Genomic DNA, 17416 nt, shown 5'->3' on the forward strand with positions numbered 1-17416 from the left:
CCAATGTTAGAAAAGCAAATTATTGATTCATTCGTATCTATTGTTGGCGAAGATAATGTAGATACATCCAATATGGGGCGTTTAACTTATAGTTATGATGCCACTCCAAACTTCCAAGCGATGCCTGATGCAGTCATTGCTCCTCGTAATACAAATGAAATAGCAGACGTGTTAAAAGTGTGTAACACTCATAAAATCCCCGTATACGTTCGCGGGTCTGGAACAAATCTTTGCGCTGGAACTTGTCCACTTGAAGGTGGTATCGTCCTTATTTTCCGCCATATGAACAATATTTTAGAAATTGACGAAGAGAATTTAACAATTACTGTACAAGCTGGTGTTATTACACTTGATATTATTAAAGCAGTAGAAGAAAAAGGTTTATTTTATCCACCAGATCCAAGCTCTATGAAAATTTCTACAATCGGCGGTAACATTAATGAAAACTCCGGCGGATTACGTGGTTTAAAATATGGCGTAACACGTGATTATGTAATGGGGCTTGAAATTGTTTTACCGAACGGCGATATCATTCGCACTGGTGGTAAATTAGCAAAAGATGTAGCTGGTTATGATTTAACTCGTTTATTTATTGGTTCTGAAGGAACACTTGGTGTTGTTACGGAAGCTATATTAAAACTTGTCCCTATGCCTGAAACGAAGAAAACGATGCTTGCGCTATATGAAGATATTAACGAAGCTGCTCGAGCTGTTTCTGCTATTATTGCAAATAAAATTATTCCGGCGACACTTGAGTTTTTAGATCAACCAACAATTGAAGTTGTAGAAGAGTTTGCACAAATCGGTTTACCAACTGACGTTAAAGCAATTTTATTAATTGAACAAGACGGCCCGCCCGAGGTTGTCAATCGCGATATCGAAAAAATGGCTAACGTTTGCCGTGCTATGAATGCGGTCGATGTTCGCGTTGCAAAAGATGAAGCCGAAGCAGATGCGCTTCGTACAGCACGCCGTAGTGCACTATCAGCACTTGCAAGACTAAAACCGACAACAATATTAGAAGATGCAACTGTACCACGTTCACAAATCGCTCCAATGGTTGAAGCAATTAATGCAATTGCAAAGAAATATAATATTCCTATTTGTACTTTTGGTCATGCTGGTGATGGTAATTTGCATCCGACTTGTATGACAGATGCCCGTAATGAAGAAGAAATGCATCGTGCCGAACAAGCTTTTGCTGAAATATTTGCTAAAGCGATTGAGCTTGGTGGTACGATTACTGGCGAACATGGTGTTGGCGCAATGAAAGCTCCGTATTTAGAAATGAAATTAGGTAAAGAAGGTATTGCTGCTATGCAAGGGATTAAACAAGCCTTCGACCCAAACAACATTATGAATCCTGGAAAGATGTTCGCGAAAGACTCTCGTAAAAGAGTGGTGGTTGAGCGATGACCACATTAAATAAAGAAAACATTCAAAAGGAATTTAAAGAACGATTAAGTGAAGATGAACTACTAAACTGTATGCGATGCGGCTTTTGTTTACCAACTTGCCCTACTTACATTCAATCTGGGTATAAAGAATCACATTCCCCACGCGGACGTATCGCCTTAATGAAAGCCGTCGTTGATGGTTTAATTGAGCCGGATGAAGATGTTGAAGATACATTAAATGTTTGCCTTGGCTGCCGCGCTTGTGAACCTGTTTGTCCATCTGGTGTGAATTATGGACATTTATTAGAAGAAGCTCGTGATATTATTAATCAAAATAAAAAGTTCTCCATGCCCGTGAGAGCTGTTCGTAAAGTTGTTTTTGAAGGACTATTCCCGCATCAAAACCGAATGCGAACATTAACAGGACTAATCGGATTTTACCAGCGTTCTGGTTTACAAACGCTAACACATAAAACAGGTATTATGAAGTTATTCCCTGAAACACTTGCAACGATGGACCTCGTTTTGCCAAAAGTCCCTAAAATGAAAGCAATGAAAGATCGTCCTGAATTTTTACCTGCTGAGGTGGCAAAGAAGAAACAAGTTGCATTCTTCACAGGCTGTTTAATGGATACGATGTTTTTAGAAACAAATAACGCAACGATGAAACTTCTTCAGTTAGCTGGTTGTGATATCGTTATTCCGAAAACACAAAGTTGCTGCGGGGCATTACATGGGCATGCTGGTGAAAAGAGTGGAGCAAAAGAATTAGCAAAACGAAATATAGAAGCATTCGAATATTTAAACATCGACTATATTATTACGAATGCAGGTGGTTGCGGAGCTTACCTCGTAGACTATGATTATCTGTTAAAAGATGATCCCAAATGGGCTGAACGCGCAAAGCAATTTGTTTCTAAAATTAAAGATATTACTGCTATACTAGTAGAACTAGATTTCCATAAACGTAATGACTTACGACTCACGCCGCAAATCATTACGTATCAAGACTCTTGTCATTTACGCAATGTTATGCGAACATCTTCGGAACCTCGTATGTTACTAGAGGCCATTCAAGGCGCAACATACCGCGAAATGAAAGATGCGGACCGTTGCTGTGGTTCTGCTGGTATTTATAATATTGTCCATTCGGAGTTATCAATGGAATTTCTAGATTACAAAATGGACCGTGTACATGAAACAGATGCAGCGACAATTGTTACTGCAAATCCTGGGTGTCTATTACAAATGAAACTAGGTATTGAACGTGAAGGTCTTTCTCATAAAATGAGAGGAATTCACATTGTTGATCTATTATTAGAAGCAATTGAAACCAACTCGTAATAACTCGTAACATACGTAATAATAGGAAAACGGCTATCTCCTTCGTCTATGTAAAGAGATAGCCGCTTTTTTGTCCGCTACAACATTAAAAATATGTTACTTTATTATAAAAAAGAACAACAGAAACATTACAGTTTTGTAAAAATACATCCAGTATATTCCTCAAAAAAATGCTAAAATCATTGATACAATAGGATTCTTCATTTTTAATATAGGTACATTTATCCAAAAACACCCTCTTAAAATCAAGTATAAAAATGCTAAAAATTCCTTTTATACTCTATGTTTCTCTTATTTCATCCCTTTCCTCCTCTTAGGATAAATTAGGAAAATTTTAAGTCTATGAATTTTTTTCCATCTTTTTTCTCGCAAATTGTATGCTACGATGAATTGGTCAGTCAGACAGGCTGTCAAAAACAAATCGTGTGAAAACAAATTAAAACTTTATATAGGGGGACACACATCATGAAAAAGCGTGTTTTATTATCTGTAGCTGCTGCAACAGCTCTTACTTTAGGAGTATCTTCTTTAGATGCACAAGCTGCAACAGTACAACCATCTAACATAAATGTTCAAAATATTCAGCATTCAAAAATGATGATGAAGCAAATGAGCCAACAAGAATTACAAGCATTCTTACAATCTATGGGAGTTGAATCATTAGCACAATGGAACCAAGGACAATTCCAACAAGATTGCTTCATTCCTGGTCAACAGCCTACTGAAAATGTTGTTACTGAACAACCAACAGCTAAGCCAGAAGCTCAAAAGCCTGCTGAGGAAACTCAAAAACCAGCTGAACAAAAGCCTGCTGAAGAAGTTGCTAAACCAGAAGCTCAAAAACCAGCTGAAAACAACAATACTCAAAACGAAACACAAAAGCCTGCTGAAGAAGCAAAATCTTTAAGCGAATTCGAACAACGCGTTGTTGAATTAACAAACGCAGAGCGTACAAAACAAGGCTTATCAGCATTACAAATCGATACTGAATTAAGCAAAGTAGCACGCATTAAGTCTGAAGATATGCAAAAAAACAACTACTTTGATCATAACAGCCCTACATACGGGTCTCCGTTTGACATGATGAAAAAATTTGGTATTTCTTATAAATCTGCAGGTGAAAACATCGCCCAAGGACAACGTACTCCAGAAGAAGTTGTACAAGCTTGGATGAACAGTGCCGGACACCGTGCAAACATCTTAAATAGTGGCTTCACTCATATCGGTGTTGGCTATGTAGAAAGCGGCAACTACTGGACACAACAATTTATTACGAAGTAAATAAAAAGAGAGTCTTCTAGGAGAAGACTCTTTTTTTATGTTTCATAGCTTTCTAATATGTATGCGTATAAAATGTAGAACATAAACAAAATAGACCCGCAGCTTATTACACTAATTAACAAGTAAAATCCCCACTTCAGGCTCAAAAGCAACGAAAATAATATGCTGCATGCCATCACTTGAAAGATTCGCCTACTAACTAAACGGATTTTTTGTAATTTGATCGGTTCTTTCTCTCTATCCTTCACCTTTTTAAACACTTTACTAAACATAAAAAGAAACATACTAATTCCAATCGTTAGTCCTGTCTGAAAGGATATAATACTTCCCAAATTAATAAAGAGAATTAGTATATGGACAAACATCATAAATAAAGTAATACTCTTTATAAATCCATTTATAATGAAATACTCCCCTTCATTAAACTTATATATATTATGTAAAATAACATATACTAATCCATGTAAAATAATAATAAGGACAGGGATAAATAATACGACAACTTGTTTACTCATAAACTCGTTCGCTCCACCATTCTCGTTCCAATGCACTGCCATACGAGTTGGTAAATATGGATAAATACATAGAGTAAGTAAAAGACAAGCGAAAAATATCCCTAGCATATATTTATATTTGATCAAGTAATTCTCACCTCTCTTTTCTCTTAACGGCTTCGCCTCTTTCAGAGAAATCCCTGCAAAAATCTACCTTTTTCAACTTTAAACTTACACTTTACCTATTTTCTCTTTCAAATTTTTTCATTGTATCGTTTAAATTTGTAGGGAAAGGTACGTCAACAACGATCTCTTCTTTCGTAATCGGATGCAAAAAATTAATCTTCATCGCATGTAACGCTTGCCCGGACATATATGTTGTTTGCCCACCATATAATACATCCCCAACTAATGGATTTCCATTATAGCTCATATGAACGCGAATTTGATGCGTTCTACCGGTTTCTAACTGTAACGTTACGAGCGTCGCATTTTGTTTTTTAAAATATTTCTCTACTTTATAATACGTTATAGCTTGGTCTCCCTTTGGAGAAACACGACGCCTTGTAGCATGATGTCGATCTCTTCCGATAGCTGCATCAATTGTCCCCTGCTTCTTTTTTACTTTTCCTTCAACAAGTGCCATATACGTTCTTTTGATTTTCCGTTCCATTAATAAACGATCCATAATTGCACCCGCAATTCTATGTTTTGCGAATACAACACCACCTGTCGTATCTTTATCTAATCTATGGATATGCCGAACCTTCGTCTCTAAACCTTGCATTTGAAAATGAAAAGCAACAAGATTGGCAAGTGTTCCCGTCCCATTTTTTTCAGAAGGATGTGTATCCATTTGCCCCTGCTTATTTACAATGAGTACGTGATCGTCTTCAAACACTACATTTAATTCACCATATTCCGGCTCTACGCCGTACTCCTCCTCCATAAACATATGAACTTGTAACTTATCTCCTTCTTTTAAAAGTTCATTCCATCTCCTTTGTTCTCCGTTAACCGTAACACCTTTTTCCATACGAAGCTGATGTAATAACTTTTTTGGTAATTCCCATTCTACTTTTAACAACGACTCAATACTTATACCATTCCACGTCGCTGGAACCGTAATTTCGCACCATTCGCCCTTTTTCTTTGTTTCCATACTATAATCACCTTATTTCTATTGATTCTCTCATTGTAACGGAAAACATAATTTGATGCACCGTCAAAAATAGAGGACAGCCTTATAATCGACTGTCCCCTCACGCTCTAAGCCTTTTCATTTCCTGCAACACTTCTTCAGCTTTTTGTTCATACAACAAATCTTTAAAGAAATCCGCCAATCGTTTATAGTCGTTGTACGTATCTAATAAGTCGTCTATTTTCTCTCCTTTCATAACTTGCTGCTTTTGCTTCATTTTTACTGGATAACGATACCCCGATACTTCTTGTATTTTGTAATACTCATCCTCTACTTGAATAACTTTTACAATTTCCTCTTCTTCCGCATCCATCGTATACCCGTCAAATTCTCTAAGTAGTTCATAAATAATATGAGTCCATTCATCTTTTGGGTAAAACCCTTTTTCTAACCGATAACCGACAATGCGATACATATGCCCATCGTTTTCAGCAAACTGTACTGTATCATTTAGCTTAAACTTAAAATAACGAAACATTGCCTTCACCTACTTGTATGTAATCTTCTTATCACATACTATGCGCAAAATATAGGCCCTGCTATTCATAAAAAAAACTCATCTTATAGATGAGTTTTTTTACGATGATTTTTCTCTTTTCTTTCGAAATGGTAGCCACCAGTTCCAATCCCCAAACAATTTCATTAAACTTGGTACGAGCATAAGACGGATAATTGTTGCATCAAGAAATATTGCTAATGCAACCCCAAGCCCCATCTGCTTTACTGGTAAAATATCAGTAAAGGCGAACGCACCGGTAACAACAATCATAATTAAAGCGGCGGACGTAATAATTCTACTTGTCGAAACAAGTCCTTCTAACGTTGCTTGATCGTTATCTCCTGTTTCTTCATAAAGCTCATGAATACGTGAAATAAGAAATACTTCATAATCCATGCTAAGCCCAAATACGAGGCCGAAAATAAAGATTGGTAATACAAATAAAACTGAACTCTCTTCTAATCCGAAATGACCACCTTCAAATAACCAAATTACAATTCCAATTGTTGCACTTAAACTAAGTACGTTCATAATAATAGCTTTAATTGGAATGAGTATAGAGCGGAATGCGAATAATAAAATGACAAAGGTTGATCCAAATATAACAGACATACCAATTGCAACTTTATCTTTAATTTCATCTTCTAACTCTTGCTGGAACGTCGTCATACCACCCAAATAATAAGTAACATCATTTTCTTTATAATTCTTTTTGAAATCACGAACCCATTGTTTTGCGGTTTCTGTACTTGGCTTCGTATCCAAAAAGACTTCCATTGTTGTTTTATTCCCTTTCGTATACGCTTCAAATACAGGAGCTATTTTCGCAGCCTCTGGCGACTGTAACATTCCAGCAACTTGATCTGCTTTCATTCCATTTAGCCCGTCATATACACTTTTCACCTTATATACTTGCTTATCGTCTTTTAACTTTTGAACAACAGCTTCTATCTTTTGTAAACTTTCTTTTTCTGTTATATCTTTCTTCGTCTCTACTACTAATGTCACATCAGCGTGTGTTTGGACAGTTTTATTAAAGGCTTCTTCATACTTCTCAAATGCAACTCTCGTATCACTCTTTTCAGGTAACGCTTCAACACCAGGAAACTGCAAGTTAGCTGTACGTAGCGGTAATAAACAAATAACAATAAATGTTGTAACAACAATAATCATGACGATTGGATGTTTCATTACAAACTGTGCAAATTTACGCCATACATTTGATGGCGTAGGCGCCGCCTGATTCTTTTTTAATATCCTTTTACCAATTAAAGATAATAGCGCCGGAAGAAGTGTGAGCGAAAACAAAATGCTCATAATAACGACAATCATCCCGCTAATAGCAACAGACTGAATATAATCTATCTTAAAGAAAAATAAGCCTGATAAACCGACGAATACACATAACCCTGAAAATACGATAGCACGCCCTGCCGTTTGATACGTAATCGCTATCGCTTCTTTCACTGTTCTCTTCGCAACTTCCTCTCGAAAACGATTTACAAATAACAGTGCGAAATCAATTGATAATGCGAGTCCAATCATCGGTGCAACATTTAACACGAAAATAGATAGCTCTTTATCACTACCTATAAAATATAAAATCCCCATCGTACTAATGACACTAAGCGCGCCATTTACAATCGGTAAAATAGACGCAATCAGACTACCAAATGAGAATAATAGTACGAGAAAAGCAATAGGTAATCCAATCATCTCTGCTACTTTTAAATCATTTTGCGTTCTTTCATTAATCTCTTGATTAATTTTCGGATATCCTGTCGGTGTTACTTTTAATACGCTATTACTTTCCTTCTCGATTTTCCCGGCAAATTGTAATGTCTTTTCCATTCGTTCTTTATTTGTTTTCCCGGAAAATAAAATCGTCGCATAACCGATATCATCTTGTAACATCTCTTTATTTTGCATTGGATGATGGAAAGATTCGTATTTTTCTTTCTCTTCAATTTGATTTATTATCCCCTCTATACGCTTTTGGAACTCCTCATGCGAAGTATCCTTTTCCTTCTCAAAAACGAGTAAAAGTGTATCTTGAGACTGCTTAAAATCTTTATCTAAAATTTCTTTCGTCTTTTGATAATCCCCTTCTGTTTGGAAACCATCACCGCCCAGTACTCCTGGAAGTTTTGGAGCAAAAATACCGAGCACTATCGCAAGTAGTAGTAATGCTACAATTACTGTATAACGAAATTGATACAAAAAAGTTCCTAACTTCCCCCACTTATCAATTTTATGTACATTTGTCTTCACACATTTTCACCTACTTTATATAATTCACTTGTCATTTATACTTTATCACATCTCCCCATAAACAAAAAACGTCTAGAAAAACTATAATACTAGTTTTTCTAGACGTTTTTTTATCTCTCGTTATTAAGTCCCAATCTCTCGGTAAGTAAACGATGACAATAAATTGCGATGATTAACAAAATGCCACCTGCACAGTAACCAGCCAAAATATCAGTCGGGTAATGAACATTTAAAATAACTCTACTTAATCCAATCAATATAATTAATATGCCCATCGAAATCGTAATACCACATTTTCCAGCTACACTCTTCAAATTGGCAGCAATGATATAGGCAAGAAAACCGAATGTTATAATAGATAGCATTGCATGTCCGCTTGGGAAGCTATACCCAAGTGCGTCAAGTGCCTCATTTAATGATGGGCGGTCTCTTTTTGCAATTTCTTTTATTCCCTTATTAACAAGGTGTGTCGTTAATATAGCCATTGGATACACAATCATAGCAGCATAATAACGCTTTTTCCAAAAAACGAGCAAGCTTATAATTAGTGTCGTTATAACTCCAATTGCAGATCCTAGCTTTGTAAAGTATGAGAAGAATGTAAGTGAGCTTTCCGTTTGTAATCCTTTTACCATATCACGTACGTATGTATCCATCATTGTAACACCACCTACATGTACCCTCCAAGCGATGATGCTAAATAGAACAAACAATAAAATGATACACATTAATTCATACTGATGTAACTTTTTCTTCAATCGATTTCCTCCTACTATGAAAAAATGCGATTTCTACTTTAGAAACCGCATTTTCTTACTTATTTACCTTTTGTTTTCAGCTCTGTCCAGTAGCGATCGTAGTCTTTTAACTTATCGTCTACATCAACAAGCCACTCTGTACGATCTAATTCTTCTTTTGTTAAGAAGATCATGTGATTATCACGATATTCTTTACTATGAAGAGGATGAGCTTTTTCATTTGGATTACTGTAACCAATTGACTCGTAGTTTTTCACACTTACTTTTTCATCTAATAAGTAGTTCATAAACTTCTCTGCAAGTTCTTTATTTTTCGCACCTTTTGGAATTGCTAACGTATCAGCCCAAATTGTGCCACCTTCTTTTGGTACAACGTATCCTACATCTTTATTGTCTTTCGCAATGAATGCTGCGTCTCCAGACCAAACTGTCCCGATCCAAGCATCTTCTGTAATGAATTTTTGTTTAATATTATCTGTATCGAATGCTAATAAGTTTGGAAGTAGCTTCTGCAAATCAGCAGACGCTGTCTTTAACTGTGCATCCTCTTTCGTGCTATTAGAGAAACCGTTTTTCTTAAGTCCCATTCCTAATACTTCACGAGAATCGTTTAATAAAGTAACATGTCCTTTATATTTCTCGTTCCATAAATCATTCCAGCTTGTAGGTGTTTCTTTCACATACTTTTTATTGTATGCAATTCCTGTTACACCCCAAGTATATACTAGAGAATACTTATTCTCTGGATCAAACGCAGGTGTTTTAAAGTTAGAAACAAGGTTCTCGATGTTCGGGATATTCTTCTTATCTAAAGGCGCTAATAAGTCCATCTTCGCCATCGTTTTCACCATGTAATCAGATGGCTGAATTAAATCATATGTCGCGCCACCAGCTTGTAATTTCGCAAGCATTTCTTCATTACTTGCATATTTATCGTAGTTAATTTTCACGTTATATTTCTTTTCAAAATCTTTTAAAACTTGCTCATCAAAATTGTCAGCCCAGCTATAAATGTTTAATTCTTCTTTTTTCTCACCACAACCAGCAAGTACACCTGCAGCAAGACTGAAGCTAATTGCTATACCAGCTAATCTCTTCACTAATTTCATCGGTTTATTACCTCCTCGTTCTTTCTATATCATTCGTATTATAAAGGAAGGTGTCCTCCAGAGTTTTCTTCACCGTCTGCACCTTTATTACGGAAAATTTCCGATAGCACCATTAATCCTACAATTACAACAATTAATATTGTAGAAAGAGCATTAATTTCAGGCGATACTCCACGCTTAACCATACTATAAATGTATAATGGCAATGTTGTTGATCCTGGTCCTGATACGAAGAAACTAATTACAAAATCATCAATTGATAATGTGAATGTTAATAATGCGGCTGAAATAACTCCTGGTGCAATTGCTGGAAACGTTACATAACGAAACGTTTGCCACGGCGTTGCTCCTAAATCGTTTGCAGCCTCTTCTAAATCACGTCCCATACCAGAAAGACGTGCCGCTAAAATAACAACAACAAATGAAATACTGAATGTAATGTGTGCTATAATAATTGTTGTTTTTCCAAGTTCCATACCTAATTGACTAAATAGGATAAGTAAAGATAATCCCATTAAAATATCAGGAATTAAAATTGGTAAATATACAAGACCGTTAATGGCCCCTTCAAAACGATATTTGTAACGGTGTAATGCAATAGCAAAAATCACACCAAGAACTGTCGTCACAATTGTCGTTATAACAGCAATCGTCATACTATTTACAAACGCATCAATAACATCTTGTTTTTGAAATAAATCTGTATACCAATGGAGTGTAAAGCCTTCCCATTCCGCATTAATGCGAGAATCGTTGAAGGAATATACCATTAAAACCATCATTGGAAAATACAAAAACAATAAGATTAACCAAGAATAAGAAACTAAAAACTTCTTCATTTTTGCCTATTCCCCTCCGTTTCCATCATATTTATATACTTTCGTTGCACGATAATATAAGTAAATTAACAGAACAGAGAATAGAACAACAATCATAGATAACGCGGAACCAAAAGGCCAGTCACGTGAACCTAAGAATTGGTTTTGAATTACGTTTCCGATTAATGCTACTTTCGATCCACCCATAACGTCTGATACAACAAACATTCCGATAGAAGAAACGAATACTAAAATAGAACCAGTAGTAATCCCTGACATCGTCATCGGTACTGTTACATTCCAAAATGCCTTTACTGGTGTTGCTCCTAAATCATAAGCCGCCTCTAGCTTACGCTTATCAAGCTGCTCAATTGCTGCATACACTGGTAAAATCATAAATGGTAATAAAGAATATACCATTCCGAGTATTACAGAAGGCGTATTATATAGCAGATTTAAAGGTTCACTAATAATACCTAGTTTCAATAGCAATGTGTTTACAAGACCTTGTGAACGTAAAATAACAATCCATGCGTATGAACGAACAAGAAAGTTAATCCAGAACGGAATCGTTGCCAATAATAGAAGGATAGAACGATATTTACGATCAACAATTGTAATTGTATAGGCGAATGGATAACCGATTACTAAACATAGTACTGTCGTAATAACAGCTATCTTCACTGTTTCCCATAACGTCCCCATATATAATGGATCAAACACACGTGCTATGTTATCTAATGTAAATTTCATTTCCACTGTCCCGTATGCTCCGCGCTGCATGAAGGCAAATGCTAATACGAACAGAAGTGGAATTAGGAAGAAGAGTAACAGCCATACGACTGTAGGTAATGCGAGTAATTTCCCTTTCTTCAATTTAAGGTCACCTCGTCCTCTTGCTCCCAGCCTACATATACATTATCTCCAATGCTCCACTGCGTTGCTTCTTCAGCAGTTTGGTATGCCATTAGTAATTCCGCTGTTTTCTCCTCACGTACATATAGCTTTTCCATATTTCCAACAAATTCAATATCTTCAATATGTCCAAGATGGTATTCTTTTAAAATTGGCTCTTCAACCGAGCGAACTTTTACATTTTCAGGGCGAACTGCTACGTAGTTTTCCCCATTTTTCACGATATTATTTTCACCGATGAACGTCGCAACAAACAATGTTTTCGGCTTATTGTAAATTTCCTTAGGCGTGCCGACTTGTTCGATATGCCCTTTATTCATAACGACAATACGATCACTCATACTCATCGCTTCTTCTTGATCGTGCGTTACATATATGAACGTAATTCCTAAATTACGTTGTAAGTTTTTCAATTCACGTTGCAAATCTTTTCTTAACTTAAAGTCAAGCGCTCCAAGTGGCTCATCTAATAGTAATACACGTGGGTTGTTTACAATTGCTCTTGCAATTGCTACACGCTGCTGCTGTCCACCAGAAAGCTTCGAAGGTTTACGATTACGGAACTCAAGTAACTGCGTTAAACGCATTGCCTCTTCCGCACGTTCTTTCTGTTCTGCTGCTGATACTTTTTGCATTTTCATACCGAAACAAATATTTTTTTCAACATTCATATGTGGGAATAGTGCGTAATGTTGGAACACTAAATTCATATGACGCTTGTATGGCGGCAAATCGTTAATCTTTTCATCATCTAATAAAAGATTCCCTTTAGTTGGGGTTTCAAATCCTGCGATCATACGAAGTAAAGTCGTTTTCCCGCAACCACTCGGTCCTAAAATTGTTAAAAATTCTCCTTCTTTAATATCTAAAGAAAGAGGGGGGATAATCACTTGATTTCCAAAATGTTTTTCTACTGCTTCAACTTTAATAATCTTTTTCATTTTCCCGTCCTATCTACCTTAAATTTTAATTTTTATATTCATGAATAAATATTTATGTTCTATAGACTATTTTTTTGTTTCGATCCAAACAAAAATGGTTGTTTAGCAGCGTTCTCTTCTATTCTTTATGTAGTATGTTTGATTCATTTTCGCATGATACATATGTCGAACAGAAAAACCCCTTCAGTTGCGAAGGGGTTTTTATCATACGGCTACGCCTACTGATAAACACCATCATCATTTTAACAACTTTCGTATGAATTTTAAAGCACTTTTTGTAGAAGAGTAACGAATTTTCATGTCGAATGCTGTAGATTGGGACAAAATGCTTTTATAATGGGAAAAAGTCCGAAAACTTTGTTCACCATGATAGCTGCCTAATCCACTACTTCCAACGCCCCCAAAAGGTAAATATGGCGTTGCAAGATGATATACGACATCATTTATACATCCTCCGCCATATGAAATATTACTCGTCACTTTCTCTTGCACTTTTCTATCTTCAGAAAATACATATAGTGCTAACGGCTTTGGATGGTGCTGAATCGTTTCAATTACCTCTTCTATTTTGTCATATTCTATAATTGGTAAAATCGGCCCAAAAATTTCATCTTCCATAACAGCACTTTGCCATGTAACATTCGTTAACACTGTCGGTTCGATGTGTAATGTTTCTTTCGTATAATTCCCGCCAATCACAGGTTTACCGTCTTGTAAAAATGTACATAGACGTTCAAAATGACGCTCACTCACAATTCGCACATAATTGTCATTTTGCAAAGCATCTTTTCCATATTGCTCTGCGATTTCATGTCTTAATGCCTCGATTAACTGCTCTTTCACTGAAGAATGAACGTACATATAATCAGGCGCTACACACGTCTGCCCAGCATTCAAAAACTTGCCCCAAACGATTCGTCTTGCGGTTACATCTAGCTTTGCATCTTTATGTACAATACATGGGCTTTTCCCGCCAAGCTCTAACGTAAGAGGCGTTAATTTTTTCGCCGCTGCTTCCATCACAACTTTTCCGACACCAACACTACCTGTAAAGAAAATATAGTCAAACGGTTCCTTTAAAAGTGCAGTGCTTTCCTCAGCACCGCCTTCTACTACCGATACAAGCTCTTCTGGGAATAATTCACCTAACATTCTCGTAAGTACTTTTGAAACGTTTGGCGTTAACTCTGACGGCTTTAAAACGACTGTATTGCCAGCTGCCAATGCTCCTACGAGTGGTGCAATCGCTAATTGAAACGGATAGTTCCACGGTGCGATAATAAGCGTCACACCATACGGTTCTGGCACCACTTTCCCCTTCGATCCAAAATGAGTAAGAGCTGTGCGAACACGCTTTGGTTTACTCCAAGATGAAATATGCTTCATTTGAAAAGAAATCTCTTTTAGTACATATCCAATTTCTGTTGTAAATGATTCGTGAACTGATTTATTCAAATCTAATTTCAACGCTTGAAAAATCTCATCCTCAAAACGCTGAATTCCTTCATAAAGCTTCTTCAAATTATTCTTTCTCGTCTCTAGACTCCTCGTATGTCCTTTATAAAAATATTCCTTTTGTTTATTTACAATAGAGGAAATACTCATGCACTCACCTTCTCCCACTATTTTTATCCAATTCTTTCATTATTTATATAGACTTCATATGTAACAAATTTCTATTCTTAAAGTTACATTATATATAACTTTTCCCTTTATATAAAATTCATTGCTCACAAAAAACTACCGAAAGAAAATCTCCCGGTAGTTTTACTGTATTAACGGTATAAACGAACAGCACCTGCAGAATTATCATCAGCTTGTCCTACTACTTCAAACTTCAGACCAAGCTTCGGTAAAATACGTCCTGCATCTGGAATCTGCTCATTAATATACTTTTTAGAGTCATCGAACTTCGGTACCCCTGGTAATCCATCGTATACGAATGTTCCACGCGTTGGAGATACAACTTTCCAAGCTGGCGTTTTGTCGAATGAGAACGCCGCATCAGCAATTTGGAATCGCGTACTGCTTGTAAATGTTGGTTTGCCATTTAAAGTTCCTGCAATTGCTTCTGGATGAGAGTCAACTACACCAAGGAAACCATGTCCTGGATGTATGCCAACCCAGTTATCTGTGTAAGCTGAATCCGCATACCATACAACCATACCAGTGTTATATACTGGACCGCGAGCAAATTTCAATGCGTTATCTGAACCCGCATAGTTTCTCCACTCTACATAGTAGTTATGCTTTTTCTTATCCATTCCGTTAGATGCAACGAAACCGTCCAATTTGAATTGTGGTGTACCTTCTGCATCATCAGAGAATGCAACATTTCCATCTACAGTTAGTGACGCATTATCAAGTGTAAATCCATTTAACGCCAATCCACCGTCTGTAATATATTCAAATACTAGTTTCACTTTCTTACCTTTGAATTGACTTAAATCATATGATTTATCAACCCATTTTCCATTTGTCGTAGCTGCATTTCCACTATTTGCTTTCTCACCAATTCTTTCAATCAACGTTTTTTGTCCATCTTCTGTTACAGCGTGTACTTCAAGGAAATCGTACTCTGCTTCGATTTCATACAATGACTTATAATCGAATTTTGCAGTCGTTGCTTTCGTTAAATCGAATAGTGGCGTTTCCATCGTTGTATGAAGGTCATCACCTTTTGTGCTGTAGTAATACTGTTTACCAAATGCAGGCTGAATTCCTTTTACATCTTTATCTGGTAAGTTAACACGAATCAGACCTGGACGATCTGACTTCGTAACACTTTGGTCTAAGTATGTTGCAAGACCGATACCTTTATTTAATTTCTCGTAATCTACTTCTACGATATTCGCCCAGTTACCACCGATTGTTTTTTGGAAAAACTCTTTATTTTGTGGTGATAAACTCGTTGGCGTTGTTCCTGCGATTTTACCAGCCCAGCTTCCGCCACTCATAATAGACCAAGCTTCAACCGGTTCACCATCACCGCTATACTGTGTATCATACTCATCTGGAAGACCTAAATCATGGCCATATTCATGTGCGAATACACCAACCGCGCCATCTTCTGGTTCAATTGTGTAGTCGAATGCTGCCATATTTCCGCCCCAATATGGAACTTTCGCTTGTGTACCTTCAATTGCGAATGGTTTTGGTCCAACTGTCCAGCGATGTGACCAAATTGCATCATCACCTAATTTACCACCGCCAGCTTCTTGTCCAACACCCGCATGAATAATCATTAAGTGATCGATTAAACCGTCCGGTTGATTTTGATTCCCATCACCATTTACATCATATTGATCGAACTGATCAAACTGTGATAAATCAAGTCCGCTATCTACAGCCGCTTTTAATGCATCTTTTACTAGATCACGTGGTCCTTTTGGTCCTTTATTATCATGACCTGTACCAGCATCTGCACCGTAATCAGCAGCTTTACCTGGAACTGTTAACCATTTTGTGACTGTTCCGTCCACTGTGTAACTACCACCTGATTGCTCTTCGTAATATTGTTTAAACGTTTCGATTTTGCTTCCATCCTCTAACGCGAATGGCTCATTACCGAATAACATTTTTTCATAATGTTCTTTGTTAAAATCGTTAGAATACATGTAGCCAGGCTCTTTATCAATATTGTTATGCTTGAAATCAGCGTACTCTACAAGTAAAACAAGTACTTTATCTTTACGAACTTCACCGTTATACTCTTTTTGCTTAGCAGGTGAAGTTGGTACTTTCCCATTTAAGCCTCCTCTAACTGGACCTGTTCCTGCTGTAGTCCCGTTTGCTGGCTGCTCTGATTTTTCTTTCGTATCTGCCTTTGCATCTTTCACTTTCTTTAAAAAGTCAGATGCATCTTTCGTAAGTTGGTCCCCACTTGCCGCTTCTTTCCCAGGATTTTCACCCTTCTTTTTCTCTACATACTTTTCGACAGCTTTCTTTGTTTCTGTCCCTGAAGCAGATGAATCAATTACCCCACGTTTTTTTAGCGCATTTGCTAATCTCTCTTCTGGGATTAAGTGATCATCAACTGGGCTTGTAGCTGTCTTGTTCTCCGGCGTTTCAGCATATACAGACTGGCTTCCAGCACCAAACGACAAGCCTAGAACAGCTGTCAAAGCAATTGATGATAACACTTTAAATGGTTTCTTTTTCATCCCTTATTGCCTCCCCTAATATAAAATATGTATTACACACTCTATATTATTAAAAATTCAATATATTTTCAATATTTAGTTATATTATGTAATTTTTTTAATATATTTGTAAAAATTTCATAGTTAGTATACGAATATATCACAATTCAACAATATTTTCAGAAAATATTGAAAATATTCGTCAGAAACTTTATAATCGCCATAGAGGGAATTTAATGGGGATTT

General features: G+C 36.6%; 14 protein-coding genes. 3 read left to right on the forward strand and 11 right to left on the reverse strand.

Features of this window, described 5'->3' with window-relative positions:
* Positions 1 to 3 precede the first annotated feature (3 nt).
* The 3 genes from glcD (at position 4) to CQ058_RS11245 (ending at position 4022) form a co-directional block, all read left to right on the forward strand.
* Complete coding sequence (gene glcD / locus CQ058_RS11235; RefSeq protein WP_002188861.1) at positions 4 to 1416, forward strand: glycolate oxidase subunit GlcD; 1413 nt, start codon at positions 4 to 6, stop codon at positions 1414 to 1416.
* Complete coding sequence (locus CQ058_RS11240) at positions 1413 to 2741, forward strand: (Fe-S)-binding protein (RefSeq protein ID WP_002188860.1); 1329 nt, start codon at positions 1413 to 1415, stop codon at positions 2739 to 2741. Before glcD ends, CQ058_RS11240 begins: the two co-directional genes overlap by 4 nt.
* 465 nt (positions 2742 to 3206) lie before the next feature.
* The gene (locus CQ058_RS11245; RefSeq protein WP_105589706.1) at positions 3207 to 4022 is read left to right on the forward strand and encodes a CAP domain-containing protein; all 816 of its coding nucleotides are present in this window, start codon (positions 3207 to 3209) and stop codon (positions 4020 to 4022) included.
* Between the two features lie 35 nt (positions 4023 to 4057).
* Here the strand turns inward: CQ058_RS11245 and CQ058_RS11250 are convergent, their stop codons facing one another.
* The 11 genes from CQ058_RS11250 to inhA1 form a co-directional block, all read right to left on the reverse strand.
* A complete protein-coding gene (locus tag CQ058_RS11250; RefSeq protein ID WP_002126129.1) occupies positions 4058 to 4663 on the reverse strand; it encodes a DUF1648 domain-containing protein in 606 nt (201 codons plus the stop codon).
* Between the two features lie 91 nt (positions 4664 to 4754).
* Complete coding sequence (locus CQ058_RS11255; protein WP_002188858.1) at positions 4755 to 5678, reverse strand: RluA family pseudouridine synthase; 924 nt, start codon at positions 5676 to 5678, stop codon at positions 4755 to 4757.
* A 100-nt stretch (positions 5679 to 5778) separates the two neighbouring features.
* A complete protein-coding gene (locus CQ058_RS11260) occupies positions 5779 to 6195 on the reverse strand; it encodes a hypothetical protein (protein ID WP_002011605.1) in 417 nt (138 codons plus the stop codon).
* A 99-nt stretch (positions 6196 to 6294) separates the two neighbouring features.
* Entirely contained in the window at positions 6295 to 8487 is a 2193-nt protein-coding gene (locus CQ058_RS11265; RefSeq protein ID WP_002166118.1) for an MMPL family transporter, read from the reverse strand.
* Between the two features lie 110 nt (positions 8488 to 8597).
* Complete coding sequence (locus CQ058_RS11270; protein ID WP_002126121.1) at positions 8598 to 9245, reverse strand: phosphatase PAP2 family protein; 648 nt, start codon at positions 9243 to 9245, stop codon at positions 8598 to 8600.
* Positions 9246 to 9304: 59 nt separating this feature from the next.
* On the reverse strand, positions 9305 to 10354 hold the full coding sequence (potD, locus tag CQ058_RS11275; RefSeq protein WP_002011485.1) for a spermidine/putrescine ABC transporter substrate-binding protein PotD: 1050 nt from the start codon (positions 10352 to 10354) through the stop codon (positions 9305 to 9307).
* 38 nt (positions 10355 to 10392) lie between these two features.
* The gene (gene potC, locus CQ058_RS11280; protein ID WP_002011483.1) at positions 10393 to 11193 is read right to left on the reverse strand and encodes a spermidine/putrescine ABC transporter permease PotC; all 801 of its coding nucleotides are present in this window, start codon (positions 11191 to 11193) and stop codon (positions 10393 to 10395) included.
* Between the two features lie 6 nt (positions 11194 to 11199).
* A complete protein-coding gene (gene potB / locus CQ058_RS11285; RefSeq protein ID WP_002188855.1) occupies positions 11200 to 12048 on the reverse strand; it encodes a spermidine/putrescine ABC transporter permease PotB in 849 nt (282 codons plus the stop codon).
* Positions 12045 to 13028, reverse strand: coding sequence for a spermidine/putrescine ABC transporter ATP-binding protein PotA (potA, locus tag CQ058_RS11290; RefSeq protein ID WP_002030425.1), 984 nt, complete (start codon positions 13026 to 13028; stop codon positions 12045 to 12047). Before potA ends, potB begins: the two co-directional genes overlap by 4 nt.
* 237 nt (positions 13029 to 13265) lie before the next feature.
* Complete coding sequence (locus CQ058_RS11295; protein WP_002188853.1) at positions 13266 to 14633, reverse strand: aldehyde dehydrogenase; 1368 nt, start codon at positions 14631 to 14633, stop codon at positions 13266 to 13268.
* 170 nt (positions 14634 to 14803) lie between these two features.
* On the reverse strand, positions 14804 to 17191 hold the full coding sequence (gene inhA1, locus CQ058_RS11300; protein WP_002188852.1) for a M6 family metalloprotease immune inhibitor InhA1: 2388 nt from the start codon (positions 17189 to 17191) through the stop codon (positions 14804 to 14806).
* Positions 17192 to 17416 lie beyond the last annotated feature (225 nt).

Origin of the sequence: Bacillus sp. MYb56 (assembly GCF_002976445.1) — a bacterium.
Classification (GTDB): Bacteria; Bacillota; Bacilli; order Bacillales; family Bacillaceae_G; genus Bacillus_A; species Bacillus_A mycoides.